The following is a 25617-nucleotide window of genomic DNA, read 5'->3' as shown; positions in this document are numbered from 1 at the left end:
AATGACGCCGGGGGCTCCCCGGCGTCTGTTTTTCCAGAAGATCCTGACCGCCAGCCTCGTTGCCCCGGTTTTGTGCCACAGACGGTCTTGCCGCGCGGGGCGCGGGCTGTTAACGTCCGGTCAGGTGATTTACTTGAGATCGTACGGGAAGTCTATGAATTCGTTGCGTTTGGAACCCATTTCTAGCGTGGCCGGGGTGGTCAATCTGCCTGGCTCCAAAAGTGTCTCTAACCGTGCCCTGCTGCTGGCAGCCCTGGCACGGGGCACCACCCGGCTCACCAACCTGCTCGACAGCGATGACATCCGCCACATGCTGGCGGCGCTGACCCAGCTCGGGGTCAAGTACAAGCTCTCCGCCGACAAGACGGAGTGCACCGTGCATGGCCTGGGTCGCAGTTTTGCGGTATCGGCGCCGGTCAACCTCTTCCTCGGCAATGCCGGCACCGCCATGCGCCCGCTCTGTGCGGCGCTCTGTCTGGGCTCCGGTGAATACATGCTGGGGGGCGAGCCGCGCATGGAAGAGCGCCCCATCGGTCATCTGGTGGATGCCCTGCGCGAAGCGGGTGCCCATATCCAGTACCTGAAAAAAGATGGCTATCCGCCCCTGGTGGTGGATGCCAAGGGTCTCTGGGGCGGCGACGTGCACGTCGACGGCTCCGTCTCCAGCCAGTTCCTGACGGCGTTTTTGATGGCGGCCCCCATGGCGGCCGGCGACACCCGCATCCACATCAAGGGGGAGCTGGTCTCCAAGCCCTACATCGACATCACCCTGCACATCATGAAGCAGTTCGGGGTGGTCATCGAGCACGACGACTACAAGGTGTTCTACATCAAGGGCAACCAGACCTATGTCAGCCCCGGCGACTTCCTGGTGGAAGGGGACGCCTCCAGTGCCTCCTACTTCCTCGCGGCGGGCGCCATCAAGGGCAAGGTGCGGGTCACCGGCATCGGCAAGCACAGCATCCAGGGGGACATCCACTTCGCCGACGTGCTGGAGAAGATGGGCGCCCGCATCACCTGGGGTGACGACTTCATCGAGGCCGAGCAGGCTCCCCTGCACGGCGTCGACATGGACATGAACCACATCCCGGATGCGGCCATGACCATCGCCGTCGCGGCGCTGTTTGCTAAGGGACCGACCGCCATTCGCAACATCTACAACTGGCGCGTGAAGGAGACCGACCGTCTGCATGCCATGGCGACCGAGCTGCGCAAGCTGGGCGTGGAGGTGGAGGAGGGGCACGACTTCATTACAGTGACGCCGCCGGAGCAGCTCAAGCACGCCGAGATCGATACCTACAACGATCACCGCATCGCCATGTGCTTCTCCCTGGTGGCGCTGTCCGATACCGCGGTCACCATCAATGATCCGGGTTGTACCTCCAAGACCTTCCCGGACTACTTCGCCAAGCTGGCCAGCATCAGCCAGGCCTGAGCCCGTCGGGCCCGCCTTGTGCGGGCCCGTTCGTTTCTGCCTCCCATCTTCTTCCCGGTTTGTCAACGCCCCTTAGCAGCATTATCCAAACTTGCAAGGTGTGGTAATAAAATTCCTTTCCAAAGAATGTAATTTTCTATTTACACCGTCCCGGTCGCGGGCTAGATTGAAGTTTCTTCATCGCAGTCATTTAGCAGGAAACTTGGTCATGCAGCATCAAACCGACGACGTTCGTATCAGTGAAATCAAAGAGTTATTGCCCCCGGTTGCGGTGCTTGAGAAGTTTCCGGCGACCGAGACTGCATCAAATACCGTCTTTGAATCCCGTCAGGCCATCCACAACATCCTGGCCGGTGACGATCAGCGCCTGCTGGTGGTGATAGGTCCCTGCTCCATCCACGATCCGGTCGCCGCCCTGGAATACGGCAAGCGCCTCAAGACTTTGCGCGACGAGCTCAAGGGCCAGCTGGAGATCGTGATGCGGGTCTACTTCGAGAAGCCGCGCACCACGGTCGGCTGGAAGGGGCTGATCAACGATCCCTACCTCGACAACAGCTGCCAGATCAACGACGGCCTGCGCCTGGGTCGCAAGCTCTTGCTGGATCTCAACGACATGGGGCTGCCGACCGCCTCCGAGTTCCTCGACATGATCACCCCGCAATACGTGGCGGATCTGATGAGCTGGGGCGCCATCGGTGCCCGTACCACCGAATCCCAGGTGCACCGCGAGCTGGCCTCCGGCCTCTCCTGCCCGGTGGGCTTCAAGAACGGTACCGACGGCACCATCAAGGTGGCCATCGATGCCATCGGCGCCGCCAGCGCCCCGCACCACTTCCTGTCGGTGACCAAGTACGGTCACTCCGCCATCGTCTCGACCGCCGGCAACCCGGATTGTCACATCATATTGCGCGGCGGCCGCGAGCCGAACTACAGCGCCGCCCACGTGGATGAGGTGGTGAAGGGGCTGGACAAGGCCGGTCTGCCCCAGAAGGTGATGATCGATTTCAGCCATGCCAACAGCAGCAAGCAGTTCAAGAACCAGATGTTGGTGGCCGAGGACGTCGCCGGTCAGCTGCGTGCCGGCAGCAAGGCGGTGTTCGGTGTCATGGTGGAGAGCCACCTGGTGGAAGGTCGTCAGGATCTGGTGGAAGGGTGTGAGCTCACCTTCGGCCAGAGCATCACGGATGCCTGCATCGGCTGGGCCGATACCGAGGTGCTGCTGCGCAATCTGGCGGACGCCGTGGCCACCCGAAACGCCCTCTGAGGCAAGGGCGGGGATGCCCGCTCACGGCAATAAAAAAGCGCGACCCCAGGGTCGCGCTTTTTGTTGGCTCAGAAAGAGAGGGCCTACTTGGCCCGCTCCTGATGACCGCGCAGGCGGATGTTGATCATCTCCACCACCAGCGAGAAGGCCATGGCGAAGTAGATGTAACCCTTCGGAATGTGCAAGTCCAACCCCTCGGCCATCAGGGCGACCCCGACCAGGATCAGGAAGGAGAGGGCCAGCATCTTGATGGTGGGGTGGGTGTCGACGAAGTCACCGATGGCCTTGGCGGCAAACATCATGACGCCGACGGCGATGACGATGGCCAGTACCATGACGGGCACGTGATCCGCCATGCCGACCGCTGTGATGACGGAGTCCAAGCTGAAGATGATGTCGAGGATGGCGATCTGCACCAGTGTCGACATGAAGCCGACGGTCTTGCTCACTGTCCCTGGCTCCTCGGCGGCGCCCTCCAGGCTCTGGTGGATCTCGTGGGTGCTCTTGGCGATGAGGAACAGGCCCCCCACCAGCAGGATCAGATCCCGGCCGGAGATGGCTTCATTCAGCACGCTGAACAGCGGTTCGGTGAGACGCATCACCCAGGCCAAGGAGAGCAGCAGCAGGATGCGGGTGCCCATGGCAAGCCCCAGCCCCAGGATCCGCGCCTTCTGGCGCTGAGCCTCCGGCAGACGCCCCACCAGGATGGAGATAAAGATGATGTTGTCGATGCCCAGCACGATCTCGAGCAGGGTCAGGGTGGCGAGCGCTACCCAGGCTGAGGGGTCAGCAATCCATTCCAGCATGATTGAACCTTGGTTGAAAAATTTGAAGCAGCGCATTCTAGCAGGGGGTTATGGCTTGTCCCAGTGGCGGGAAAAGATAAAAATGGCAGCCATCCAACGGGAGGAAAACATGTTTCGATTAGGGCTCATCATCAACCCCATCGCCGGCATCGGCGGTGCCGTCGGTCTCAAGGGCAGCGACGGCATGGTGGCCGAGGCGCTGGCACGCGGTGCCACCCCCAAGGCCCGGGAGCGGGCCCGCCAGGCCCTCTTGCCCCTGTGCGAGCTGTCCACGCCGTTCGAGCTGCTGACGGTGGCCGGGGAGATGGGGGAGCGGCTTGCCGCCGAGCTGGGGCTGCCTCATAGCATCGTCTACCAGCCAGCCGGGGCCCAGACGTGCGCCGAGGACACCCGGGCAGCCGCCTTGGCTCTGCGGGAAGCGGGGGTGGATCTGCTGCTGTTCGCCGGTGGCGACGGCACCGCCCGTGACATCTGCGCGGCGGTGGGGGAGTCCTGCCATGTGCTCGGCATCCCGGCGGGGTGCAAGATCCACTCCGGGGTCTACGGCGTGACCCCGGCGGCGAGCGGCCGGGTGGCGGCGCGGATGATAGCGGGCGAGCTCCTGAGTCTGGTGGATGCGGAGGTGATGGACATTGATGAGGAGGCGTTTCGGGCGGGCAAGGTGCGCGCCCGCCACTACGGCCAGCTGCTGGTGCCCGGGGATCTGCGCTACGTCCAGGCGGTCAAGCAGGGCGGCAAGGAGTCCGAGGAGCTGGTGCTCGCCGATCTCGCCGCCGGTGTGGTGGAGCAGATGGAGCCCGATACTCTCTATCTGATGGGGTCGGGGAGCACGGTGGCCGCCTGCATGGCCGAGCTGGGTCTCGAAAATACCTTGCTCGGTGTGGATCTGGTGGAAAATGGCCAACTTATCGGGCAGGATCTCTCCGCCGCCGAGATCCTGACCCGGATCCGCGGCCGTCGCTGCCGCCTGATCATCACCCTGATCGGTGGCCAGGGACATCTGTTCGGGCGCGGAAATCAGCAATTGAGTCCAGAGGTGATCCGGGCCGTCGGGCGAGACCATATCCAGGTGCTCGCCACCAAGTCCAAGCTGGCGGCGCTCGAGGGCCGTCCGCTGCTGGTGGATACCGACGATCCGGCACTGAACCGGTCGTTGAGTGGTTATCTGCGTATAACCACCGGATACAAGGATCAGGTCATCTACCCGGTGGCCAACCCGGAATAGGACATCAAGGATGCGGCTGGCCTGGCGCCAGAGAGCCGCGATCAACCGGATCGCGGTTCCACTCCCCCGAATTTTTTGCCGGCAATCCCGGAAATGAGGCTGCGTTAAATGACGATTCACGATTTTGAACACAAGTTGTTGGGACTGATCGACGCCATGGTCGCCACGGCCAGCGAGGACGAGCTGTTTGCGGGCGGCTACCTGCGGGGTCATATCTCGCTGGCGGTGGCGCGCGCCGAGCTGGAGGGCAAGACGCTAGTGCGGGACGTAAAGAGCTATGTGCTACGCAGCCTGAACGAGGCCATCTTGCAGGGGGAGCTCTCCGAGCAGGACGAGGTGCTGGTGCAGGAGATGTGGAAGCGTCTGCAGCAGCAGGCGGAAGCTTGAGCCCTTTCGCAATTCAAACAGAAGTTTAAGTAATCTGCTTCCCTGAGTGTTATCAAAAGGTTAATAATGAGGCTCGCCTTTTGTTTCAGGGATTAAACTATGGCCTCCTCCTCACGCATTGCCACCAAACTGCCGCTCGAGATGCTCTATCACTGGGAGCGGCAGTGTCCCGACCGGATCTATCTTCGCCAGACCATCCACCGCGAATACGTCGACTTCACCTGGGGTGAGGTCGCCGACGAGGCGCGGCGCATGGTGACGGCACTGCGTGCCTTGGGACTGGTTGCCGGTGACAAGGTGGCGCTGCTTTCCAAGAACTGCGCAGAGTGGTTCATCGCCGATCTGGCCATGCAGATGGGGCAGTACGTGAGCGTGCCCATCTACCCGACCGCCAACGTCGATACCATCGAATACGTGCTGCGCCACAGCGAGGCCAAGGCGATCTTCGTTGGCAAGCTGGACGACTGGAAGAGCCAGGAGGCGGGGGTGCCCGCCGATCTGTTGCGCATCGCCCTGCCGTACGACACCATGCCGGCTGCCCACCAGTGGGATGCGCTGCTCGATGCCCATGACCCCATCCCGGACAGCCCGGTGCAGGCGCCGGACGCCCTGCTGAGTCTGGTCTACACCTCAGGCAGTACCGGCAAGCCCAAGGGCGCCATGCTGAGCGTGGAGCGCTACGCCTGGTCCTGCGAGAAGCTGGTGGAGGCGGTCTCCCTGACGGCGGCAGATCGCGGCTTCTCCTACCTGCCGCTCGCCCACATCACGGAGCGAGTCTACATCTACGGCGGCAGCCTGTTCAGCGGCGCCACCATCGCCTTCCCCGAGTCCCTCGATACCTTCATCGAGGACGTCAAGCGCTGCCGGCCTACCGTTTTCATCTCGGTGCCGCGGCTGTGGGCCATGTTCCGTATCAAGATCCACGAGAAGCTGCCCCAGAAAAAGCTGGCGCTGCTGCTCAAGATCCCGCTCATCTCCGGTCTGGTTAAAAGCAAGTTGCAGAAGGGGTTGGGGCTGGATCAGGCGCGGGTACTGGGCTGTGGCTCGGCCCCGGTGGCCCCGGCACTGCTCGAGTGGTATCACAGCATCGGCATCGAGATCACCGAGGCCTGGGGCATGACCGAGAACCACGCCTACTCCACCCTCAACTACCCCTTCCGGGCGGACAAGATCGGGACCGTCGGCAAGGCCGGGCCCGGGGTGACCATCAAGATCTCCGAGGAGGGAGAGATCCTCTGCCGCTGCGACGGCATGATGCTGGGCTACTACAAGGATCCCGAGCACAGCGCGGAGGCCATCGACGCCGACGGCTGGCTGCACACCGGTGACATGGGCAAGCTGGACCGGGAGGGCTACCTCACCATCACAGGGCGCATGAAGGACGTGTTCAAGACCGCCAAGGGCAAGTACGTGGCGCCGGTGCCCATCGAGGGGCTCTTGGGGCAGGAACCCATCATAGAGCAGTTGTGCGTCATTGGTTATGGCATGCCGCAGCCGGTTGCCCTGGTGCAATTGGCCGAGAGTGCCATGAAGGGGGACAAGGCCGGGGTCGACGCCCAGCTGGAGGCTGCCCTGACCCGGGTCAACGGCCAACTCGAGTCCCATGCCCGCCTGCGTGGCATCCTGGTGGTCAAGAGCCCCTGGAACATCGAGAACGGGGTGCTGACCCCCACCATGAAGATCCGCCGCCATCTGCTGGAGCAGAAATACGCAGACATCGGGGAGCGCTGGTCCGGTGTCCAGCGTATCATCTGGGAGTCCTGACAAGGGCGAGCGGAGTCTTGAACACAAATGCAAAGAGGGGAGCCAGTGGCTCCCCTTCGTCATTGCAGGCAACGGTAGTTCAGACCGCCTGGTACTCCAGCTCCACCCGCCCCAGCGCTTTGAGGGTTGACTGGGCTGAATCCCGCTGGCTGATCTGGCCATCCTTGCTCTCCAGCAGCACGGCGCGGCGCACCGAGGCGAGATCCTCGCCACCCAGCACCGCATGGGCGCAGGCCATCTGCATCGGGGGAAGGCTTGGGTTGAAGGCGGCGTTCTCGGCGTAGCGGCCACAGAAGATGCGGCCATCGGCAAATTGCAGTGCCACAGCGGCATAGCCCTGACTGTAGGGAGCATAGCTCTGGCGGGCGGCGGCCAGCGCGGCCTGCCACAGGGGGTCGTCGCTCTCGAGCACCAGCTCGTCGTGGGCCTGGGGGCTCATCAGGGCATCGGTGATGTCGAGATCGGCGGGGCCGAAGGAGTGAGGCAGGAAGGACTGCAGCTCGCTCAAGTCATCCGGCAGGGAGACCTTCAGGGTCTTGGCGGTGCTCAGCTCGTTCATGAACTGGCGGCAGTGACCGCACGGAGTGTAGTTGACGGTGATCTCGCTGATCCCGGTCTCGCCGCCCAGCCAGGCGTTGGAGATGGCGGACTGCTCGGCGTGCACCGAGTGGAACAGCCCCTGGCCCGCAAACTCCATGTTGGCGCCAAAATACCAGCTGCCGCTCAGGCCGCAGGCGATGGCGCCGACGAAGAACCTGGAGATGGGGGCGACCGAGCAGGCGGCCGCCAGCGGCAGCAGGGCCAGGCGCAGGGCCCGATCGTCGAGCCCGGTGGCGGCTTTCAGGGTCGCCACTTGCTCAGGGGTAAAACGGGCCTGGAAATCGTCCCCCAGCATGGGCAGCAAGGCAGCCTGGAGCGGGGCGGAAAGGGTCTCGAATGGCTTGGCAAAGCGGGGATGCATACTGTGTCCTCAAAGGCCAATTGGGGGGCCATTGTAGGGAGCAAGCGCGGCTAAATGTGTGAGCGCGCTCACGCCTTGATGGGCAAAGGGGCGGGGATGGTAAAGGAAACGTTTGTCTTTCGCAATCTGTGCGCTTGCTCGCAGCACGGGAGGCGTAGCAGGGCTGCCTGAGTATGGTTGGACGCCAAGATCGCGCCCCAGCCATAACCGTCAGGGGCGGCTATGGCTGGGCGCTGTGGGGATCAGGTCAGCCAGTGATAGAGGGCAAACAGCAGGGGGGCGGCGGCGGCGGTCAGCACGCCGCATACCACCATGGCCAGCGACGAGAAGGCCCCCTGGGTGACTCCCTGCTCGGCGGAGGCGGCGGTGCCAATGGCGTGGGCACAGGCCCCCATGGCGAGCCCCTGGGCCTCGGGGTCGGTCACTCGCATCAGCCTGAGCAGGGGATAGCCTACCAGGGCCCCCAGTATCCCCACCACCACCACCACGGCGGCGGCGATGGCGGGAATGCCGCCGAGGGACTGGCTGACGCTCATGGCGAGCGGGGTGGTGATGGACTTGGTGGCGATGGAGGCCAGCAGCGCCGGATCCGCCCCCATCAGGTGGCCCACCACCAAGGTGGTACAGACCGAGATGAGCACCGAGGTGAGGGTGCAGATGACGATGGGCTTGAGCTTGTCCCGGATCTGGCGGGCCTGTTGGTAGAGGGGCAGCGCCAGCGCTACCACGGCGGGCTCCAGCAAGGCGGTGATGGGGGCGGTACCGTGCTGGTACTGATCCAGCGGCAGATCCAGCCAGAGCAGCAGACCTATGATGACGGCGGTGGGGATCAGCACCGGGTTGATGACGGGCCAGGGTAGGCGGCGGTAGAGGGACCGGGTCATGAAATAGAGTGCCAGGGTCAGGGGCAGGGCAAACCAGAACATCATTGTCTGTTCATCCTCTGATAGAGATGGCCGACGGTGGCGAGGATCAGCACTATGCCGAGCACGACGCAGAGCATGATGAGGCCAAACGACTGGCGCAGGGGCTCGAGCCAGGCCACGAGGCCGACGGCGACCGGCACGAACAGCACCCCCATGTGGCGTAGCAGCAGGCCGCCCCCCTGCTCGACCCAGGAGAAGCGGATGAGCTGCAGGGAGAGCAGCACGAACAGCAGCAGCATGCCGAGGATGCTGCCGGGGAAGGTGAAGGGCAGCAGGGCCGCCAGGGCCTTGCCTGCCAGCAGGCAGGCGATGATGACCAGAAAATCACGAAGGTAGCGCAAGGCGCGTTGCAACAACACGGGGGCCTCATCTTGGCAACTGTGAGCGAGGTCGCAGTTTAACAGGCACGGGGGGGATGGAACAGGGTCAACTGACCCGCAGGGGATACAATGGCCACTCGCGTTTTTCCCATCACACGCAGGAGATCCCATGTCTTCCCCCTCTTTTCTGACCAGGTTGCGCCAGCTGCCCGCCGATCCCGCCCTGCCTCCCCACCTGCTGCAAACCCGCCAGTGGGACGGCCCCCTGTGCCGGGTGAGGCTGGACAACAGGGGGTCCAGCCCCGAGGCCGTTCGCCACTGGCGGCTGTTTGAGGGGGATCTCGGTCTTGCTCCCGACGCGGCCATCTACGGAGAGGGGTTCCAGATGCTGGCCCAGACCATGGGCAGCTGGCAGGCCCCCGAGCCGGTGGGCCGCTGCCCCGACGCCAGCGTCTATCGCATCACGGACGACGACGGCTATCACACCGTGCACAACCTGCTGCTGGTGGCCTGCGAGGGGGGCTGGCTGTTGCTGGCGTTCGCGAGCTGTCAGCGCTTTGGCGGGGAGTTTCGCCTCTACCCGGACAGGCGCCTCGAGATAGTGATGAACGCCGAAGGGCGCACCCTGGCCCCCGGCCAGCACTGGCAGAGCGAGGCGCTGATCTGCCTGGAGGGGCCGGACAGGGAGGCCCTGCTGGGGTCGCTGGCGGACTATATCGAGGCCGAACACCCGTCGCTGGTGAACGAGGTGCCCGCACGCCCGAGTGGCTGGTGCTCCTGGTATCACTACTATGCGGACGTGAGCGCCGCCGACATTCGCGAGAACCTGGCGGTGCGGGCGATGCGCTTCCCGGCCCTGCGCTACGTGCAGATAGACGACGGCTATCAGGCGAAGATGGGGGACTGGCTCACCCCTTCCCCCAAGTTCGAGCAGGGGGTGGCAACCCTGGCCGGGGAGATCCGCGCCGCCGGCTGCGAACCCGCACTCTGGGTCGCCCCCTTTATCGCCGAGCCCGGCTCGCAAGTGTTCCAGCAGCACCCGGAGTGGTTCGTGAAGGGGGAAGATGGCCTGCCGCTGCCCTCGGAGCGGGTCACCTACGGCGGCTGGCGCTGCACCCCCTGGTATGTGCTGGACGGCACCCATCCCGAGGTGCAGGCCCACCTCGAGCAGGTGTTTCGCACCCTGCGCGAGCAGTGGGGCATTCACTACTTCAAGCTCGATGCGAACTTCTGGGGCGCCATCCACGGCGGCCGCTTCCACGACCCGGCCGCCACCCGGGTGGAGGCCTATAGACGCGGCATGGCCGCCATCCTGCGCGGTGCCGGGGAGGGGGCCTTCCTGCTCGGCTGCAACGCCCCTATCTGGCCGAGCCTCGGCCTGGTGCACGGCATGCGGGTGAGCGATGACGTGGAGCGCCAGGGCCGGCGTTTTCGCCAGATAGCGCGGGAAGCCTTCTGCCGCGCCTGGCAAAACGACCGGCTCTGGGCGCTGGATCCCGACTGCGTCTGCCTGCGGGATATCCCGGGCCAGCACGCCAGCCGCGCCGAGTACGACTTCCACCTGGCCGCCCTGGTGGCGAGCGGTGGCATGGTGCTGGCGGGGGACAGGCTGCAGGATCTGGATGAGGTGCAGGGGGCGCACCTTGGCAAGCTGCTGGCCCTGTGCGCGGCGCGCACCCCAGCAGCCCGTTTCGATGACATGGGGTTCAGCCGTGGTCGGGTGGCGCTGCCCGGGGGCGGCGAGCTGCTCTGCCTGTTCAACTGGGACGAGCAAGCCACAGAGATGGCGCTGCCGGCGGGGGGGACGGATTTCTGGAGTGAGGCCCCCCTGGCAGAGACGCTGGTGCTAGAGGGGGGCCAGGGGGCGGTGATCCGCTACTACTGAATGTTGCACTCAGCAAAAAGGCTCCCTCGGGAGCCTTTCTATCGGGTGGGGTTGACCCCTAGAAGTGCCACTCCATCCCGATGGCGTAGTTGGCGGAGCCATAACCCGGGATCTCGTTGCTGGAGGCGAGCGCCTTTAGGGTCAGGCGGGCGCTGAGGGGAATGCCGAACCCCATGCCGATGGCGACCTCGTCGCTCTGATCACCCATCATGTCGACCCGCAGGGTGCGATAGAGGGAGAGATCCTGGCTCATCTGGGCATAGATCTGGGACGATTTGTTGTAGAGCTGGCCGAAGATCTCCATCTGGAAGCCGTTCTGCGGCGTGATGGCCAAGGGAATACCGGCGAAGCGATAGAGGTCCGAGTGGTTGAAATAGCTGTTGGTGATCTGGGGGGTGAAGTCGGTCTGCTGATAGAGGGTGCTGAAGTTGCGCTCGATGAGCTGATAGGTCTGCTCCGGCAGACGCAGCAGATAGTCCGGCACTTCAAAACGCACCCCGGCCAGGGTGGTCTGGGGCAGCAAGGCACAGGCGACAAGGGTGAGAGCAGACAGTGCTGAACGCATAAAACGAGAGATCCCCAACAGTCGAGGCGCGGCATCCATGCCGGCAGCGCATGTAATTATCAAACTATCAGGAGCTTGGCTCCCCTGCTCATTATGTCGCGGACGCGGGGAGCTTACCGGGTTTTAAGTGTGAAACGCCTCACATCTCATAGATCTTCCAGGTAGCGATAGAGACTCTTCAGGATCGCAAAGTTCCGTTCGTTACTCTGATTCTGCTCCGCCAGCGCCTCGAGACGGGGCACATAGTCCGGCAGACGGCGGCTGAAGTAGTCGCTGCAGTGCAGGCGCCAGCGCTTCTGCTCCGCTTCGCTCAAGGTGTGGGGCCAGTTGCGGGCGCGGTAGCGGAACAGCATTTCCGGCAGGCGCGGATCACTGAAGGCAAACTCCCGCTCCCCCAGCAGATCCGCCGGGGTGGCGCGCACCAGATCCATGGTGGACTTGTCGCCGTGACCGAAGAAACCGGCGTAGAGCTGGGTATCGGGATCGCTGTCATTGCTGCCGGCAAACTCCTGATTGAACACCTCCACCAGTTTCTCCCGCACCTCGGGATGGGCTCGCAGCAGATCCAGGCTCTTGCGACACTGCTCCCGGTCTATGCCAAGCTGGTCGGCCCGCTCCGGGGTCAGGGTGGCGGCCGGCGCCAGCACCGGGCACTTGTTGATGTGCACCAGTTTCACCGGAATGGCCGCGAGATCTCCCAGATCCTCTTTTTTGGTATAGAGGCGCTCGCGGATCTCCTCGCTCGTGAGCTCGATGAGCGGGGTGGGGTCGCGGGTCAAGTCCACCATGATCACCGCATTCTGGTTGCTGGGGTGCCAGGCGAGTGGCGAGACCCAGCTTGCGCACCCCTGCCAGGGGGAGAACATGCCGGAGACGTGCACCAGGGGCTTCATGCTCACCACGTCGATCAGCGCCTTCACCTTGTTCTTGTTGCGCAGGGCAAACAGGTAGTCAAACAGCTTGGGCTGGGCTTTTTTCACCAGTTTGGCCATCTCTATGGTGGCCAAGACGTCCGAGAGCGCATCGTGGGCGTTGGCGTGGGCCACGCCGTTGGCCACCGTCAGCTTCTCAAGCCGAAAGCTCGGCTTGCCCTCGTCGTCCTGGGCCCACTCTATCCCCTCCGGACGCAGGGCATAGCAGGCCCGCAGCATGTCGAGGATGTCCCAGCGGGAGTTGCCGTTTTGCCAGCTGTAGGCATAGGGGTCGTAGAAGTTGCGATAGAGGGTGTAGCGGGTCACCTCGTCATCGAAGCGGATGCTGTTGTAGCCCAGCACGCAGGTGTTCGGGGTGGCGAACTGCTCGTGGATCTGGCGAATGAAGTCCGCCTCGCAGAGCCCGTCCTTCATCGCCTTTTGTGGCGTGATGCCGGTAATCAGGCACGCCTCCGGCTCCGGCAGGTAATCCGCGGGCGGCTTGCAATAGACAACTAATGGCTCGCCGATGATGTTGAAGTCGGTGTCGGTGCGAATGCCCGCAAACTGCGACGGCCTGTCCCTGGCGGGGCTGATGCCGAAGGTCTCGTAATCGTGGAAGTAGAAGGTGGGCTCGCTGCCGGGCTGTGCTGTTTTGCTCATGTTGCTCGAGGTGAGGTGTCCGATGGCGGCGCCATGGCGCCTGGGTGGGCGGTGCCATGCACCGCAGTTGCCAGCATGGTAAACCATAGCGCAGGCAGAGCGAAGCCCGGGCGCCCTGGCTGCCGGTTTATTAAACGCTCAAAGGGGGCGGCTCAGGGGGCTGTACAGGATTGCGGCTGGATGGGGGCTTATCGGACCGTACCCGGGGGCAGGGGCATCAGGGTGTGCAGATCCAGCAGGGTGAAGAAGCCGCCTTCGTCGGGATACCAGCCGCCGGTGTCTATGTAGTAGACGTTGCCAAGGCGGGCCGGGCGGCCCACCGGGGTGTGGCCCACCACCAGGGCGACGAGATCCTCGACACCGCTCTCATCCAGCCGCTCGATGCGGCGCCTTGACCAGAGGCAGACGTTCTTGATGGCGCGAAGCCTACCGCCGCTTACCCCCGCATCCAGTTGGTCCAGCAGCCCCTGCCAGGAAGAAAAGGGGCAATCGGCGTGGAGCAGCCCGACCGGGCCGGCCGGAGTGGCCACCTCGATGGCGATAGGCAGAGTGCGGTAGTGGGCGGCGAACGCCCCCTGCTCGTCCGGGGTCAGCTGCTGAAACCAGCCGCCGCCGTTCTGGATCCAGTTCTCCCTATCGCAGCTCTCGTAGCGGCAGACGTAGTCATCGTGATTGCCACAGACCGGGTGAAACCAGGGCTTGGCCAGCCACTCGAGCGCGGCTGTGCAGTCGGGGCCGCGATCCGTCAGATCCCCCACGGAGAAGAGGCGATCCCGAGCGGGGTCGAATCCCGCCTGCTCCAGCGCCCCTTGCAGCAGCGAAAAGTAGCCGTGGATATCGCCGACGGCGAGATCCCGCCCCAGAGGATTGCGGGAGAAGCGTCTGATCAGCGGGGACGGGTTCATGTCGATCTCCTTGCCCGTGCCGACGGGCGGCTTGTTCGCTTTTGTCTGGCTGTACATAAGGTTACAGAAGAAAGATGGCGGCCTCGCGGGGGCTGGTAAATCATATGACAGCATGCATGAAAAGGGGGCTCAGTGGCGAGCTCTTCCCGCCTTGCCCTTTCATGTGCAGGTGCCACGGGGGCCTTGTTCGCCGTCCCATGGCAGCGTCGTCATCTCGCTTTTTGACAGGAATCTTGAATGCGGCGTCAGCTGTTGATCTGGATAGGCCCCCTGTGCAGCCTGCTGCTGCTGGGGGCGGCCTTGACCGTCCTCTATCATTTGACCCACCTGTGGCACTGGCACGACATCCGCCAGGCCATCTGGTCACAACCCTTGCCGCAGTTGGGGGGCGCCCTGCTGCTCACCCTGCTCAGCTATGGCTGCCTCTGCTGCTACGATCTGCTGGCCCTGAAGGTGCTGGACAAAAGCCTGCCCTGGCAGCAGGTGGGGATGACCTCCTTCATCGCCTACACCTTCTCCAACACCCTGGGCTTTGCGCTGCTCACCGGCTCCTCGGTACGCTACCGGCTCTACTCCTCCCTGGGGCTTGGCACCGGGGAGGTGGCCAGGGTAATCCTCTTTTGCTCCATCACCTTCTTCCTCGGTCTGCTGGGCTGGGGAGGCAGTGCCCTGCTGCTGGGGCAGGGGGCGGCCCTGCTGGTGGACTGGCCCCGCTGGGCGACCGGGTTGTTGCAACTGGCGGGGGGCCTGGCCCTGCTGACGGTGCTGGCGTATCTGGTGTGGCCGGGGACCGCCCTGGTCTGGCGCGGGCACCCGCTGTTCCTGCCGCGCATCAGATACCGCCTGCTGCAACTGCTTATCGCCCTGCTCGACTGGATGGCCGCCGCCGCCGTGCTCTATGTGCTGCTGCCATCGGGCAGCGTGCCCTATCCGGTACTGCTCAGTGCCTTCGTGCTCTCCAGCCTGCTCGGGGTGCTGGCCCATGTGCCGGGGGGCATCGGGGTCTTCGAGGCGAGCATGAGCCTGCTGCTCACCCACTATCTGCCGGTGGACAAGCTGCTCGCCTCCCTGCTTATCTACCGCTGCACCTACTACTTCCTGCCCTTCCTCTGTGCCCTGCTGCTGTTCGCAGGTCAGGAGCTGCTGCAACAGCGGGCCCGCCTACACCGGTTGCAGGGAGTGATGATGGCGACCCGGGAGTTTGTGCCCGCCCTGGTGAGCATGGGCACCTTCGCGGCGGGCACCCTGCTGCTCTGCTCCGGGATGATCCCGACCATGAAGGGGCGCATCGAAGCCTTCCTGCAGGTGCTGCCCCTGCACCTGCTGGAGCTCTCCCATGTGCTCGGCAGCGTCAGCGGCGTGTTGCTGCTGTTGCTGGCCCACAGCCTCTACCGCCGTCATGACGGGGCATTCAGGATCACCCAGTGGCTGCTGGGGCTTGGCATGCTGTTCTCCCTGTTCAAGGGGTTTGACTGGGAGTCGGCCCTGCTGCTCGGGGGCTTCTTGCTCATCATCACCCCCTGCCGCCCTCTCTTTTATCGCAAGGGTTCCCTGCTTCACGCCCGCTTCACCCCTTCCTGGCTGATGTCGGTGGGGGCCGTGCTGCTGGGAGCATTGTGGTTGCTGCTCTTCTCCTACCGCCATGTGGAGTACGACCCCTCCCTCTGGCTGCACGTCTCGGCCCACGGGCCCGGGGCCGCCTCCCGCGCCCTGCGCGCCATGGGGAGCGTCATCGGCGTGCTGGCGGTGGTCGGGGTGGCCCATCTGCTGGCTCCCTTGCGCCTCGCCACCGACAAGCCGGATGCCGAGGCGCTCTCCCGTGCCCATGGGCTGGTGATGCGGGCAGGGGGAGGCCACGGCTACCTGGCCCAGCTCAGGGACAAGTCCCTGCTGTTCCACCCAAGCGGCGAGGCCTTCCTCATGTACGGGGCCGAGGGCAGCAGCTGGATAGTGATGGGGGATCCCGTCGGTCAGCCCTCCCTGGTGGAGGAGCTGCTCTGGCAGTTTCGCGAGCGCTGTGACGAGCACGACGTCAGCCCGGTCTTCTACCAGGTGTCGGCCCGTTATCTCCCTGTCTATCTGGATCTCGGGCTCATCCCCTTCAAGCTGGGGGAGGAGGCCATCGTGGATCTGCCGAGCTTCGATCTCGCCGGCAGTCGCCTGCGCAACCTGCGCCAGAGCCACGCCAAGGGCAAGCGGGAAGGGCTGCGCTTCGAGGTGGTGGCCCCCGGTGAGATTGCCCCCCTGCTGCCCGAGTTGAAGGGGATCTCCGACAGCTGGCTGCACAGCAAGCAGGGCAGGGAGAAGGGCTTCTCCGTGGGCAGTTTCGATCCTGCCTACCTCACCCTCAACCCGATGGCGCTGGTGCGGCGGGAGGGACAGATCGTCGGGTTTGCCAACCTCTGGATCAGCGACAACAAGGAGAGCCTCTCCATCGATCTGATGCGCTACAGCCTGGACACGGGGGCGGCGCCGGTCATGGATTTCCTGTTTGTCGAGCTCCTGCTGTGGGGCAAGCAGGAGGGGTATGCCAGCTTCAACCTGGGGATGGCCCCCATGTCAGGCTTCAACGACAACCCCCTCGGCGGTTACTGGGCCCGCCTTGGCAACACCCTGTTCACCCGGGGCAGCCGTTTCTACAACTTCCAGGGATTGCGGCGTTACAAGGAGAAGTTCGGCCCAAGGTGGGAGCCCCGCTACCTGCTCTGTACCGGTCATCTGGTGCTGCCCCGCACCCTGACTCACCTCGTCTCCCTCATCAGTCGCGGCCCCTTCGGGCTCATGAAGAAATAGGAGTTGGCCCATGAGAGCCATGTTGTTGCTGTTGATTTGCTGTTTCGTCTCCTCGTTCACCTTGACGGCGGTGGCCGCCCAGCCGGGCCGGGTCGGCGCGGATCTGGGGCTGGTGGAGTTGCCGGTGGCGCAAGCCTCGTCCGCCCCCATGGTGGTCTTCATGAGCGGGGATGGCGGCTGGGCGGCGCTGGACAAGGGGCTCAGCGCCCAGTTGCAGGCCCACGGCATGCCGGTGGTGGGCTGGAGCTCGCTCTCCTATTACTGGAAGAAGAAGACGCCGGAGCAGGCGACGGCGGATCTGGTGCGCATCCTCACCGAGTACCAGTCCCGTTGGGGGCGTCAGCGCTGGTTGCTGGTGGGCTTCTCCTTTGGCGCCGAGATAGTGCCCTTCGTCATCAATCGTCTGCCGCCAGCCTATCGCGACAGCCTGGCGGGGGCCGTGATGCTCTCCCCCTCGACGGCGTCGGATTTCGAGATCCACGTCAGCGACATGGTGGTGCACGACAAGGGGGGCCGCTATCCCACCCTGCCGGAGGTGACACGCATTCAGACTCTGCCGCTGCTCTGCGTGCAGGGGGCGGAGGACAACTCCCCGGTGAAGCTCTGCCCGCACCTGCAGCAGCAGAATGTCACCACTGTGACCCTGCCGGGATCCCACCACTTCGACGACGACTACGGAGTGCTGTACCGGAGCATCGCCGATCGGCTGCCCTGGGCGGGGGAGGAGCAGGATCACTGAGCTGCCTTGCCCGCCAGGGGAGGCCGACTGAGAGAATCATTCAGCTGTCAATAGAATAAAAAAACGCCAGTCAATTGACTGGCGTTTTTTTATTCTGTGATAAGGCTTTTGATGGCGAGTCAACCGGCCTTAGAGCAGGTCTTCCAGCTGATACTTCTTGAGTAGTTGATCGAAGGTGCCATCGGCCTTGACGCTCTCGATGGCAGCATCGAACTGGCTCTTGAGCTTGTCATCCTTCTTGCGCAGGGCCACCGCCACCCCTTCTCCCAGGATCTTGTCCTGGGTGCCGTTGAACTGGGGACCGACGAAGGCGAACTGCTTGCCCATCTCCTTGTCGAGGAAGCCCACCTTCAACTGCACCATGTTGCCGAAGGTGTAGTCGGCGCGGCCGGACTGCAGATCCAGCATGGGGGACTGGGCATTGACGTAGCGCTTGATCTTGGCCACCTCGCCATAGCGGGCGGTGACGAAGTTGTCCTGGGGGGTGCCCTCCTGCACCGCGATCACCTTGCCCTTGAAGTGGGCCGGATCGTCTGCAAAGTCGGCGGCCTTGTCGCTGCGCCCCACGAAGCGGTTCTGCATCATGTAGTAGACCTGGCTGAAGTCCACTTTCTGGCGCCGCTCGTCGGTGATGTTCATGGAGGACATGATGGCGTCGTACTTGCGCACCTGCAGGCCGGGCAGCAGGGCATCCCAGGGCTGGTTGATCACCTCGCACTCGGTCTTCATGGCCGCGCACAGGGCATAGGCCAGATCGACCTCGAAGCCGCCGAGCTGGCCGTTGCTGTCGACCATCTCGAAGGGGGGATAGGTGGCATCGGTGGCGATCACCAGGGGTTTGGCGGCGGCCTGGCCGGCGGTGGCCAGGGCCATCAGCATCATCAGTGTGTTGAGTTTCATGGTCAGTCCCTTGAAGTGTGGTGTCATTCCTAGCGTGCTAAAGGGTGCCGGCCTCAAGGGCCGACGGCTATCTTGCGATGGGTGAGGGCCGGCAACTGGCTGCGCACCGTGCGCTGTGCCGCCAGATCCAGGGTGGCGATGGCCATGCCCTGACCCTCCTCTACCTGGGCCAGTATCCGGCCCCAGGGATCGATGATCATGCTGTGGCCGAAGGTGCGCCGCCCACCGGGGTGGTGTCCCCCCTGGGCACTGGCGAACACGAAGGCAAGGTTCTCTACCGCCCGGGCCCGCAGCAGCAGCGCCCAGTGCGCGAGCCCGGTGGTGTGGGTGAAGGCCGCGGGCAGGGCGATGAAATCGGGGGCGGGCCCCAGGCGAAACAGCTCAGGGAAGCGCAGGTCGTAGCAGATCCCGAGGCGCAGCACGCCCCAGGGCAGGGGATGGCTCACCACCTCCCGGCCCGGGGTCATGGTCGCGGCCTCGTCATACTGCTCCTGTCCGGTGCAAAAGCCAAACAGGTGCAGCTTGTCGTAGCGGCTTGCGAGCTGCCCTTGGGGGTCGATGAGCAGGCTGCTGTTGTGCATCTTGCCGGGCTCGTGGCTGGCAAGCGGCAATGTGCCGGCCAGGATCCAGACTCCGAGCTCCCGAGCCAGCCTCTGTACCCAGGCAAGCAGGGGGTGATCGCCAACGGGGGCGGCCAGGGCCACCCGCGCCCGCTCGTCAACCGGCATCAGGTAGAAGTATTCGGGCAGCAGGGCCAGCTCGGCCCCCTCGGCCGCGGCCTGACGCAGCAGCGCCTCGGCCTGGGCCAGGTTGTGGTCAAGGTCATCCCCGGAGACCATCTGGAGGACGGCAACGCGCAGTGAATCCATGGTGCCCCCTAGACGCCGCACAGGCGCTCGGCGCCCGCCAGCAGGGTGTCGTCATCCTTGGAGAAGGAGAGACGGATGACTCTTTGATCCGTGCCGTCGTGATAGAAGGCGGAGACCGGAATGGTGGCGACCCCGTGGTCGCGGATGAGCCGCTGCACGAACAGGCTGTCCGGCTCGTCGCTTACCCGCTCGTAGCTTGCCAGCATGAAGAAGCTGCCCGCCGAGGGGAGCAGGGTCAGGCGCGAACCGGCCAGGGCCGTGGCGAGCAGGTCGCGCTTGCGCTGGTAGAAGGCTGCCAGCCCCTGATAGTGGGCCGGTTGCTGCAACAGGTGGGCGAAGCCGTACTGCATGGGGGTGTCGGCGGCGAACATGGCGAACTGGTGCACCTTGCGGATCTCCTCCATCAGGGGGCGGGGCGCCACGCAGTAGCCCACCCGCCAGCCGGTGACGTGGAAGGTCTTGCCGAAGGAGAAGACGGCGACGGCGCGCTCCACCAGCTCCGGATAGCGGATGACGCTCTGGTGCAGAGCGCCGTCGAACACCACGTGCTCGTACACCTCGTCCGAGAGGATCAGGATGTCGGTGCCGCGCACCAGGCGGGCGAGGCGCTCCTGATCCCCTGCCTGCCAGACGGTGCCGGTGGGGTTGTGGGGGGTGTTGAGCACTATCATGCGGGTGCGGGGGGTGATGCGGGCGGCCACCTCGTCCCAGGGAATGGCGAAATCCGGCGCCTTGAGGGCGATCACCACAGGGGTGGCTCCCTGCAACTGGATCATGGGGCGGTAGCTGTCAAACGCCGGCTCGAACATGATCACCTCGTCGCCGGGGTGAACCAGGGCGGTGATGGCGCAGAACAGGGCTTCGCTTGCGCTGGCGGTGATGGTGATCTCCTCGCCCGCATCATAGTGATGGCCGTAGCTGGCTGCAATCTTGGCTACCAGTTGTTCGCGCAGGGCAGGCAGCCCCGTCATGGGGGCGTACTGGTTTTCACCGGCCAGCATGGCCTCGTGGGTCACCCGGATGAGTTCGGGATCGCAGGGGAAGCTCGGCGCCCCCTGGGAGAGGTTGATGCTGGGGTGGCGGGCGGCCAGATCCCCGATCACGGTGAAGATGGTGGTGCCCACCTGGGGCAGTTTGCTGGAAACCTGGGGGATGGACATGGCGCCGTCACCTGCGTGTGTGAAAGAGGTCCCTTTTTAGCCCCCCCAAGGCTTGCCGGACAACGGATTATTCGGCATGGTATGCATGAGTTTTTCTCAAGCATGGAGGCTTGTCATGTTGTCCACCCAGCCGCGTACTCAGTTGCCTCTCTATGGCCTGCAGGTCTTCGAGTGTTCTGCCCGCCATCTGAGTTTTACCCTGGCCGCCGACGAGCTGTGTGTGAGCCAGGGGGCGGTGAGCAAGCAGATCGCCCAGCTGGAGGCGCGCCTGGGCCACCTGCTGTTCGTGCGTGGCACCCGTTGTCTCACCTTGACCCCCGCCGCCGAGCGGCTGCTGCCTTTCGTTCGTGAAGGGCTGGCCCGCATGGGGGAGGGGCTCAGCGCCTTGCAGGCCCTGCCCCACGAGCAGGCGATCAGCATCAAGGTGCCCTCCTGCGCCAGCCGCTGGCTGCTGCGGCGGTTGCAGGCGTTCGAGGGGGAGGCGGTGGAGGTGCGTGGCAGCCACAGCCATGGCATCGACTTCTCCCGGGAGCCCTTCGATCTCGCCATCGTCTACCAGCCCTGTCTGGGGCGTTATCCCCACAGCCAGCCCCTGTTTCGGGAACGGCTGACCCCGGTCTGCGCCCCGGCGTTTGCTGCCAAGCATCGACTGTTCGAGCGCGACCTGAACGAGCTGCCCCTGCTGCCCCTCATCCATGCCAGCGCCGATAGGCGGGACTGGCGCAACTGGTTTGCCGCCTTCCTCGACATCCCCTGGCAGCCCCAGGGGGGGCAGCTGTTCGATACCCTGGACTTGGCGATGAATGCCGCCTTGCAGGGGTTTGGCCTCTCTCTCGGGGATCCCACCATAGTGGCCGAGGAGCTGGAGAGCGGCGCCCTGGTCGCTCCCTTTGCCCCCGTGCTGGAGACGGATCACGAATACGCCCTGCTCGCCCGGCCTGACAGCCAGCGCCACGGGGTGCAGCGGGTCTGTCACTGGCTGCTGGAGGGGGAGGGTCATCCCTGAGGGGACGCGAAATGAAACAGCCCCGCGGGCGGGGCTGTTGTCATGGTGATGGCCGCTGGCCGATTAAAGGGTCACTGGCAGATCTTGTAGTAGACCTCGTTCCAGCGCAGTTGCTCCTTGAGCGCGGGGATGCGGGTGTGCTCGTCGATGACCACAAACTCGATGCCCATGATGTCGGCGAAGGTGCGCAGCTGCTCGATGTCCACCGCCTGGGTGAACACCGAGTGGTGGGCGGCGCCCGCCAGGATCCAGGCCTCGGCGCTGGTCTGCAGGTCCGGCAGGGGTTTCCACAGGGCGCTGGCCACCGGGAGTTTCGGCATGGCCTCTGGCAGGTCCACCACTTCCAGCTGATTGACCACCAGACGGAAGCGGTTGCCGAGATCGATGAGGCTGGCGTTGACCGCCTTGCCCGCCGGGGCCGCGAACAGCAGGCGGGCCGGATCGGCCTTCTTGCCTATGCCTAAATGCTGGGCGTCCAGCACGGGTTTGCCTGCGGCGATGGAGGGGCAGACTTCCAGCATGTGGGCTCCCAGCACCAGGTTGTTGCCCGCTTCCAGATGGTAGGTGTAGTCCTCCATGAAGGAGGCGCCCCCCGCAAGGCCTGCACCCATCACTTTCAGGGTGCGCAAGAGGGCCGCGGTCTTCCAGTCCCCTTCTGCCCCAAAACCGAAGCCTTGCTCCATCAGGCGCTGGCAGGCGAGGCCCGGCAGCTGGTGCAGACCATAGAGATCTTCGAAGGTGGTGGTGAAAGCGCCAAAACCACCGTCGGTGAGGAACTTCTTCATCCCCAGCTCCTGGCGCGCCGCCTCATACAAGGAGGCACGAAGCCCCCCGCCCGCCTGCACCGCCTCGGTCAGGGTGTAGGTCGCCTCATATTCGGCCAGCAGCGCCTCGATGTCGCTGTCGGGCACGGCATCGATAACCTTGACCAAATCGCCGACCGGGTGGTAGTTCACCTGATAGCCGAACTGGATCTGGGCCTCAATCTTGTCGCCCTCGGTGACCGCCACGTTGCGCATGTTGTCGCCAAAACGGGCGATCTTGAGGTGGCGGCTGTCGTGGATGGCGGCGGCGATGCGCATCCAGTTGCCAATCTTCTGTCTGGCCTCTTCATCCTGCCAGTGACCCACCACCACGGTGCGGGGCAGCCGCAGGCGGGCCCCCATGAAGCCGAACTCGCGTCCGCCGTGGGCGGTCTGGTTCAGGTTCATGAAGTCCATGTCGATCTCGCTCCAGGGGAGATCCCGGTTGAACTGGGTGTGGAACTGCAGCAGGGGCTTTTGCAACTGGCTCAGCGCCGGGATCCACATCTTGGCGGGGGAGAAGGTGTGCATCCACACCATGAGCCCGGCGCAGCGCTCGTCGTGGTTGGCATCCCGGGCCACCGCGCTGATTTCATCCAGGGTGGTACCGGTGGGTTTGAGCACTATCTTGAGGGGCAGGTTCGCCCCCTCGTTGAGCTGGCTGGCGATGGTGTGGGCGTGATCGGCCACCTGCTTCAATGTGGTGGCGCCATACAGGTGCTGGCTGCCGACCAGGAACCACACTTCCAGCTGTTTCATCAATTCCATCTTGGTGTCCTCATTATGCTTTTGTCTGGCCGTAATAGGCGTGTTTGCCATGTTTGCGCTGGTAGTGCTTCTCCAGCAGGTAATCGGGCAGTGGGTGGGCCGTGGGGTTGATCTGGCCGGTGAGCCAGGCCATGCGCGCCACCTCCTCCAGCACCACGGCGTTGTGCACCGCGTCTTCGGCACTCTTGCCCCAGCTGAAGGGGCCGTGGTTGGCCACCAGCACCCCCGGCATGGTGAGGATGGGGGTCTGCTTGAGGGTTTCGACGATGAGATGACCGGTCAGCCCCTCGTAATCCTCCTCCACTTCGCCCGGGGTGAGCAGGCGGGAGCAGGGGATCTCGCCGTGGAAGTAGTCGGCCTGGGTGGTGCCGAAAATGGGGATGGGGCGCCCCGCCTGGGCCCAGGCGGTGGCGTGGGTGGAGTGGGTGTGCACCACGCCGCCAAGCTCCGGATAGGCGCGATAGAGCACCAGGTGGGTGGCGGTGTCGGAGGAGGGGCGCAAGGCGCCCTCCACCTGCTTGCCCGCCAGATCCAGCACCACCATGTCCTCGACCCGCATCCGCTCGTAGCTGACGCCGCTTGGCTTTATCACCACCAGATTGCGCTCTCGGTCGATGCCGCTCACGTTGCCCCAGGTGAAGGTCACCAGGCCATGGCGCGGCAGATCCAGATTGGCGGCGAGCACCTGCTCCTTGAGGGTCTTGAGGTTCATGCCGACACCCCCCGGTTGTAGAGGGGTTCGGCGGCGGCGCCCCAGGCGAGGTAGCGCTGGTAGAGGCGTTCATACTCGGCGACCCGCTCAGGGTGTGGCTGGTGGGTGCGCTCCACGGCGCTCGCCATGTGGTGCTGGGCCTTGGCCACATCGGGATGGATCCCGGCCGCCACGGCGGCAAAGATGGCCGCCCCCAGGGCGCAGCACTGATCCGAGGCCACCACCTGGATGGGCCTGTTCATCACGTCGGCGCAGGTCTGCATCACGGTGGCGGACTTGCGGGCAATGCCGCCAAGGGCGATCACCTGCTCCACCGGCACCTGCTGACTGGTCATGCACTCCATGATGCTACGGGCACCGAAGGCGGTGGAGGTCACCAGGGCGCCGAACAAGTCGGGGGCATCGGTACCGAGGTTGATCCCCGTGAGGGTGCCCTGCAGGCGCTGGTTGGCATAGGGGGTACGCCGGCCGTTGAACCAGTCGAGCACCACCGGCAGGTGCGCCAGGTCGCGCTGCTGATCCCAGGCGGCGGCAAGGCTGGGTAGCAGGGCCTGCTTGTGGCGCTCGATGGCGGTGCGAAGCTCCGGATACTGGGCGGCGAGGCTGTCCAGGGGCCAGCCGAGCTGGCGCTGATACCAGGCATAGATGTCACCGAACGCGGACTGTCCCGCCTCCAGCCCCACCATGCCCGGCACCACGCTGCCGTCCACCTGGCCGCAGATACCGGCAATGGCCCGATCACCTATGGTGGCCTCGTCGGCGATCAGGATGTCGCAGGTGGAGGTGCCTATCACCTTCACCAGGGCATTGTTGCCGGCCCCGGCTCCCACCGCCCCCATGTGGCAGTCAAAGGCGCCGCCGGCGATCACCACCTCGCAGGAGAGGTGCAGCCGCTCCGCCCACTCCGGGGTCAGGGTGCCGACCGGGAGATCGGCGGTCCAGCTGTCGGTAAAGAGGGGGAAGTCGAGATCCTCCGTCAGCAGGGGATCCAGGGCATTGAGGAAGTCGGCGGAGGGCAGGCCGCCCCAGCTCGGGTGCCAGAGGGACTTGTGGCCGGCGGCACAGCGCCCGCGCTTGAGGGTGGCCGGGGCCTGGGTACCGCTCAGGATGGCGGGTACCCAGTCACACAGCTCGACCCAGTTGCAGGCGGCGGCGCGCACGGCGGCATCGGCGCGGGAGACGTGCAGGATCTTGGCCCAGAACCACTCGGAGGAGTAGATGCCGCCGATGTAGCGGCTGTAGTCGGGGAACTGGCCGCCGTGGCACAGGGCGGTGATGGCCTCCGCCTCCTCGATGGCGGTGTGATCCTTCCACAGCACGAACATGGCGTTGGGGTTGTCGGCAAACTCCGGACGCAGGGCCAGCACGCGCCCCTCTCTGTCGATGGGGGCGGGGGTGGAGCCGGTGCTGTCCACCCCGATGCCGCGCACGGCGGTACGCTGACTCGGCGTGAGCTGGCTCACCACCGCCACCACTGCCTGCTCCATGGACTCCAGATAGTCGAGGGGGTGGTGGCGGAACTGGTTGTTGACCGGTTGGCAGTAGTGGCCTGCCTGCCAGCGCGGGTAATAGACGACATGGGTCGCCAGCTCGGCGCCGTCCTGGCAGCGCACGGCGAGTGCCCTGACCGAGTCGCTGCCGAAATCGAGTCCGATGACGATGTGCTCAGACATAAGTGCTCCTGACCATCAATGAGGGGTGACTGGGGGGAACCATAGGAGATGGGCAGGAGGGGCGGTTAGCCATTGGCTGCTGGAAATATGGATTTTAACGCTGTCAGTGCGACAGGGTGACGGCTCTCTAAAATTCAATATGTGACGAAATTGCTAATTATATAGACGAAATGGCTG

General features: G+C 64.6%; 22 protein-coding genes. 9 read left to right on the top strand and 13 right to left on the bottom strand.

Annotated elements, in window-relative coordinates; translation table 11 throughout:
• Positions 1 to 154 precede the first annotated feature (154 nt).
• Positions 155 to 1435, top strand: a complete 1281-nt coding sequence (aroA, locus tag KI797_RS11830; protein WP_226169447.1) for a 3-phosphoshikimate 1-carboxyvinyltransferase — start codon at positions 155 to 157, stop codon at positions 1433 to 1435.
• A 208-nt stretch (positions 1436 to 1643) separates the two neighbouring features.
• Entirely contained in the window at positions 1644 to 2699 is a 1056-nt protein-coding gene (gene aroG, locus KI797_RS11825) for a 3-deoxy-7-phosphoheptulonate synthase AroG (RefSeq protein WP_041205532.1), read from the top strand.
• Between the two features lie 83 nt (positions 2700 to 2782).
• On the opposite strand, the gene KI797_RS11820 is transcribed toward aroG, so the two are convergent.
• Entirely contained in the window at positions 2783 to 3505 is a 723-nt protein-coding gene (locus KI797_RS11820; RefSeq protein ID WP_226169445.1) for a TerC family protein, read from the bottom strand.
• Positions 3506 to 3614: 109 nt separating this feature from the next.
• Between KI797_RS11820 and KI797_RS11815 the strand changes: the two genes are divergently transcribed.
• From KI797_RS11815 to KI797_RS11805, 3 genes are all read left to right on the top strand, one after another.
• Entirely contained in the window at positions 3615 to 4730 is a 1116-nt protein-coding gene (locus KI797_RS11815; protein WP_226169442.1) for an ATP-NAD kinase family protein, read from the top strand.
• 108 nt (positions 4731 to 4838) lie between these two features.
• The gene (locus tag KI797_RS11810; RefSeq protein WP_005332956.1) at positions 4839 to 5117 is read left to right on the top strand and encodes a YfcL family protein; all 279 of its coding nucleotides are present in this window, start codon (positions 4839 to 4841) and stop codon (positions 5115 to 5117) included.
• A gap of 99 nt (positions 5118 to 5216) precedes the next feature.
• Positions 5217 to 6881 (top strand): AMP-binding protein, encoded by a 1665-nt coding sequence (locus KI797_RS11805; protein WP_042648653.1) that lies wholly within the window; start codon positions 5217 to 5219, stop codon positions 6879 to 6881.
• 79 nt (positions 6882 to 6960) lie between these two features.
• Here KI797_RS11805 and cdd read toward each other — a convergent pair whose 3' ends face one another.
• The 3 genes from cdd to KI797_RS11790 form a co-directional block, all read right to left on the bottom strand.
• Positions 6961 to 7842 (bottom strand): cytidine deaminase, encoded by an 882-nt coding sequence (gene cdd / locus KI797_RS11800; RefSeq protein ID WP_226169440.1) that lies wholly within the window; start codon positions 7840 to 7842, stop codon positions 6961 to 6963.
• Positions 7843 to 8084: 242 nt separating this feature from the next.
• Positions 8085 to 8771, bottom strand: a complete 687-nt coding sequence (locus tag KI797_RS11795; protein WP_226169438.1) for an LrgB family protein — start codon at positions 8769 to 8771, stop codon at positions 8085 to 8087.
• The gene (locus KI797_RS11790; RefSeq protein ID WP_226169437.1) at positions 8768 to 9127 is read right to left on the bottom strand and encodes a CidA/LrgA family protein; all 360 of its coding nucleotides are present in this window, start codon (positions 9125 to 9127) and stop codon (positions 8768 to 8770) included. The genes KI797_RS11795 and KI797_RS11790 overlap by 4 nt, the downstream gene beginning before the upstream one ends.
• Positions 9128 to 9257: 130 nt before the next feature.
• Between KI797_RS11790 and KI797_RS11785 the strand changes: the two genes are divergently transcribed.
• Positions 9258 to 10973: a glycoside hydrolase family 36 protein gene (locus KI797_RS11785; RefSeq protein WP_226169436.1), complete on the top strand. Its 1716-nt coding sequence runs from the start codon at positions 9258 to 9260 to the stop codon at positions 10971 to 10973.
• A 58-nt stretch (positions 10974 to 11031) separates the two neighbouring features.
• Here the strand turns inward: KI797_RS11785 and KI797_RS11780 are convergent, their stop codons facing one another.
• The 3 genes from KI797_RS11780 to KI797_RS11770 all read right to left on the bottom strand — a co-directional run bounded on the left by KI797_RS11780 (position 11032) and on the right by KI797_RS11770 (position 14017).
• Entirely contained in the window at positions 11032 to 11538 is a 507-nt protein-coding gene (locus KI797_RS11780) for a hypothetical protein (protein WP_226169435.1), read from the bottom strand.
• A 146-nt stretch (positions 11539 to 11684) separates the two neighbouring features.
• A complete protein-coding gene (sbcB, locus tag KI797_RS11775; protein ID WP_182785639.1) occupies positions 11685 to 13112 on the bottom strand; it encodes an exodeoxyribonuclease I in 1428 nt (475 codons plus the stop codon).
• A gap of 188 nt (positions 13113 to 13300) precedes the next feature.
• The gene (locus KI797_RS11770) at positions 13301 to 14017 is read right to left on the bottom strand and encodes a metallophosphoesterase (RefSeq protein WP_182785638.1); all 717 of its coding nucleotides are present in this window, start codon (positions 14015 to 14017) and stop codon (positions 13301 to 13303) included.
• 237 nt (positions 14018 to 14254) lie between these two features.
• Here KI797_RS11770 and mprF point away from each other — a divergent pair, with 237 nt between their 5' ends.
• Positions 14255 to 16810: a bifunctional lysylphosphatidylglycerol flippase/synthetase MprF gene (mprF, locus tag KI797_RS11765; RefSeq protein ID WP_226169434.1), complete on the top strand. Its 2556-nt coding sequence runs from the start codon at positions 14255 to 14257 to the stop codon at positions 16808 to 16810.
• A gap of 10 nt (positions 16811 to 16820) precedes the next feature.
• Positions 16821 to 17549, top strand: coding sequence for an AcvB/VirJ family lysyl-phosphatidylglycerol hydrolase (locus KI797_RS11760; RefSeq protein WP_226169433.1), 729 nt, complete (start codon positions 16821 to 16823; stop codon positions 17547 to 17549).
• A 129-nt stretch (positions 17550 to 17678) separates the two neighbouring features.
• Here KI797_RS11760 and KI797_RS11755 read toward each other — a convergent pair whose 3' ends face one another.
• The 3 genes from KI797_RS11755 to KI797_RS11745 are packed head-to-tail and all read right to left on the bottom strand — an operon-like array spanning position 17679 to position 20478.
• Positions 17679 to 18449: an ABC transporter substrate-binding protein gene (locus KI797_RS11755; protein ID WP_226169431.1), complete on the bottom strand. Its 771-nt coding sequence runs from the start codon at positions 18447 to 18449 to the stop codon at positions 17679 to 17681.
• Positions 18450 to 18502: 53 nt separating this feature from the next.
• Positions 18503 to 19318 (bottom strand): carbon-nitrogen hydrolase family protein, encoded by an 816-nt coding sequence (locus KI797_RS11750; RefSeq protein ID WP_041211571.1) that lies wholly within the window; start codon positions 19316 to 19318, stop codon positions 18503 to 18505.
• An 8-nt stretch (positions 19319 to 19326) separates the two neighbouring features.
• On the bottom strand, positions 19327 to 20478 hold the full coding sequence (locus tag KI797_RS11745; protein WP_041211346.1) for a methionine aminotransferase: 1152 nt from the start codon (positions 20476 to 20478) through the stop codon (positions 19327 to 19329).
• A gap of 115 nt (positions 20479 to 20593) precedes the next feature.
• On the opposite strand from KI797_RS11745, the gene KI797_RS11740 reads away from it, so the two are divergent.
• Positions 20594 to 21484 (top strand): LysR family transcriptional regulator, encoded by an 891-nt coding sequence (locus KI797_RS11740; protein ID WP_041211347.1) that lies wholly within the window; start codon positions 20594 to 20596, stop codon positions 21482 to 21484.
• Positions 21485 to 21555: 71 nt separating this feature from the next.
• Here the strand turns inward: KI797_RS11740 and araA are convergent, their stop codons facing one another.
• From araA to KI797_RS11725, 3 genes are read right to left on the bottom strand one after another with little or no spacing between them, the layout of a single operon-like run.
• On the bottom strand, positions 21556 to 23055 hold the full coding sequence (araA, locus tag KI797_RS11735) for an L-arabinose isomerase (RefSeq protein ID WP_041211348.1): 1500 nt from the start codon (positions 23053 to 23055) through the stop codon (positions 21556 to 21558).
• Between the two features lie 13 nt (positions 23056 to 23068).
• Entirely contained in the window at positions 23069 to 23767 is a 699-nt protein-coding gene (locus KI797_RS11730; RefSeq protein WP_226169429.1) for an L-ribulose-5-phosphate 4-epimerase, read from the bottom strand.
• The gene (locus tag KI797_RS11725) at positions 23764 to 25440 is read right to left on the bottom strand and encodes a ribulokinase (RefSeq protein WP_109112933.1); all 1677 of its coding nucleotides are present in this window, start codon (positions 25438 to 25440) and stop codon (positions 23764 to 23766) included. The genes KI797_RS11730 and KI797_RS11725 overlap by 4 nt, the downstream gene beginning before the upstream one ends.
• Positions 25441 to 25617 lie beyond the last annotated feature (177 nt).

It is taken from the genome of Aeromonas media (genome assembly GCF_020423125.1).
GTDB lineage: Bacteria > Pseudomonadota > Gammaproteobacteria > Enterobacterales > Aeromonadaceae > Aeromonas > Aeromonas media.
The sequence above is the reverse complement of the archived record's forward strand: the minus strand, read 5'-3'. Positions and strand labels throughout refer to the sequence as shown.

Excerpts from the sequence above, each read along its gene's own strand:
- KI797_RS11805 (WP_042648653.1), top strand. The coding sequence starts at position 5,217 with ATGGCCTCCTCCTCACGCATTGCCACCAAACTGCCGCTCGAGATGCTC.
- KI797_RS11725 (WP_109112933.1), bottom strand. The coding sequence starts at position 25,440 with ATGTCTGAGCACATCGTCATCGGACTCGATTTCGGCAGCGACTCGGTC.
- KI797_RS11820 (WP_226169445.1), bottom strand. The coding sequence starts at position 3,505 with ATGCTGGAATGGATTGCTGACCCCTCAGCCTGGGTAGCGCTCGCCACC.
- aroA (WP_226169447.1), top strand. The coding sequence starts at position 155 with ATGAATTCGTTGCGTTTGGAACCCATTTCTAGCGTGGCCGGGGTGGTC.
- araA (WP_041211348.1), bottom strand. The coding sequence starts at position 23,055 with ATGGAATTGATGAAACAGCTGGAAGTGTGGTTCCTGGTCGGCAGCCAG.
- KI797_RS11780 (WP_226169435.1), bottom strand. The coding sequence starts at position 11,538 with ATGCGTTCAGCACTGTCTGCTCTCACCCTTGTCGCCTGTGCCTTGCTG.
- KI797_RS11740 (WP_041211347.1), top strand. The coding sequence starts at position 20,594 with ATGTTGTCCACCCAGCCGCGTACTCAGTTGCCTCTCTATGGCCTGCAG.
- KI797_RS11810 (WP_005332956.1), top strand. The coding sequence starts at position 4,839 with ATGACGATTCACGATTTTGAACACAAGTTGTTGGGACTGATCGACGCC.
- aroG (WP_041205532.1), top strand. The coding sequence starts at position 1,644 with ATGCAGCATCAAACCGACGACGTTCGTATCAGTGAAATCAAAGAGTTA.
- KI797_RS11785 (WP_226169436.1), top strand. The coding sequence starts at position 9,258 with ATGTCTTCCCCCTCTTTTCTGACCAGGTTGCGCCAGCTGCCCGCCGAT.
- KI797_RS11745 (WP_041211346.1), bottom strand. The coding sequence starts at position 20,478 with ATGTCCATCCCCCAGGTTTCCAGCAAACTGCCCCAGGTGGGCACCACC.
- mprF (WP_226169434.1), top strand. The coding sequence starts at position 14,255 with ATGCGGCGTCAGCTGTTGATCTGGATAGGCCCCCTGTGCAGCCTGCTG.
- KI797_RS11750 (WP_041211571.1), bottom strand. The coding sequence starts at position 19,318 with ATGGATTCACTGCGCGTTGCCGTCCTCCAGATGGTCTCCGGGGATGAC.
- KI797_RS11755 (WP_226169431.1), bottom strand. The coding sequence starts at position 18,449 with ATGAAACTCAACACACTGATGATGCTGATGGCCCTGGCCACCGCCGGC.
- KI797_RS11795 (WP_226169438.1), bottom strand. The coding sequence starts at position 8,771 with ATGATGTTCTGGTTTGCCCTGCCCCTGACCCTGGCACTCTATTTCATG.
- KI797_RS11815 (WP_226169442.1), top strand. The coding sequence starts at position 3,615 with ATGTTTCGATTAGGGCTCATCATCAACCCCATCGCCGGCATCGGCGGT.
- KI797_RS11760 (WP_226169433.1), top strand. The coding sequence starts at position 16,821 with ATGAGAGCCATGTTGTTGCTGTTGATTTGCTGTTTCGTCTCCTCGTTC.
- KI797_RS11730 (WP_226169429.1), bottom strand. The coding sequence starts at position 23,767 with ATGAACCTCAAGACCCTCAAGGAGCAGGTGCTCGCCGCCAATCTGGAT.
- sbcB (WP_182785639.1), bottom strand. The coding sequence starts at position 13,112 with ATGAGCAAAACAGCACAGCCCGGCAGCGAGCCCACCTTCTACTTCCAC.
- cdd (WP_226169440.1), bottom strand. The coding sequence starts at position 7,842 with ATGCATCCCCGCTTTGCCAAGCCATTCGAGACCCTTTCCGCCCCGCTC.
- KI797_RS11770 (WP_182785638.1), bottom strand. The coding sequence starts at position 14,017 with ATGAACCCGTCCCCGCTGATCAGACGCTTCTCCCGCAATCCTCTGGGG.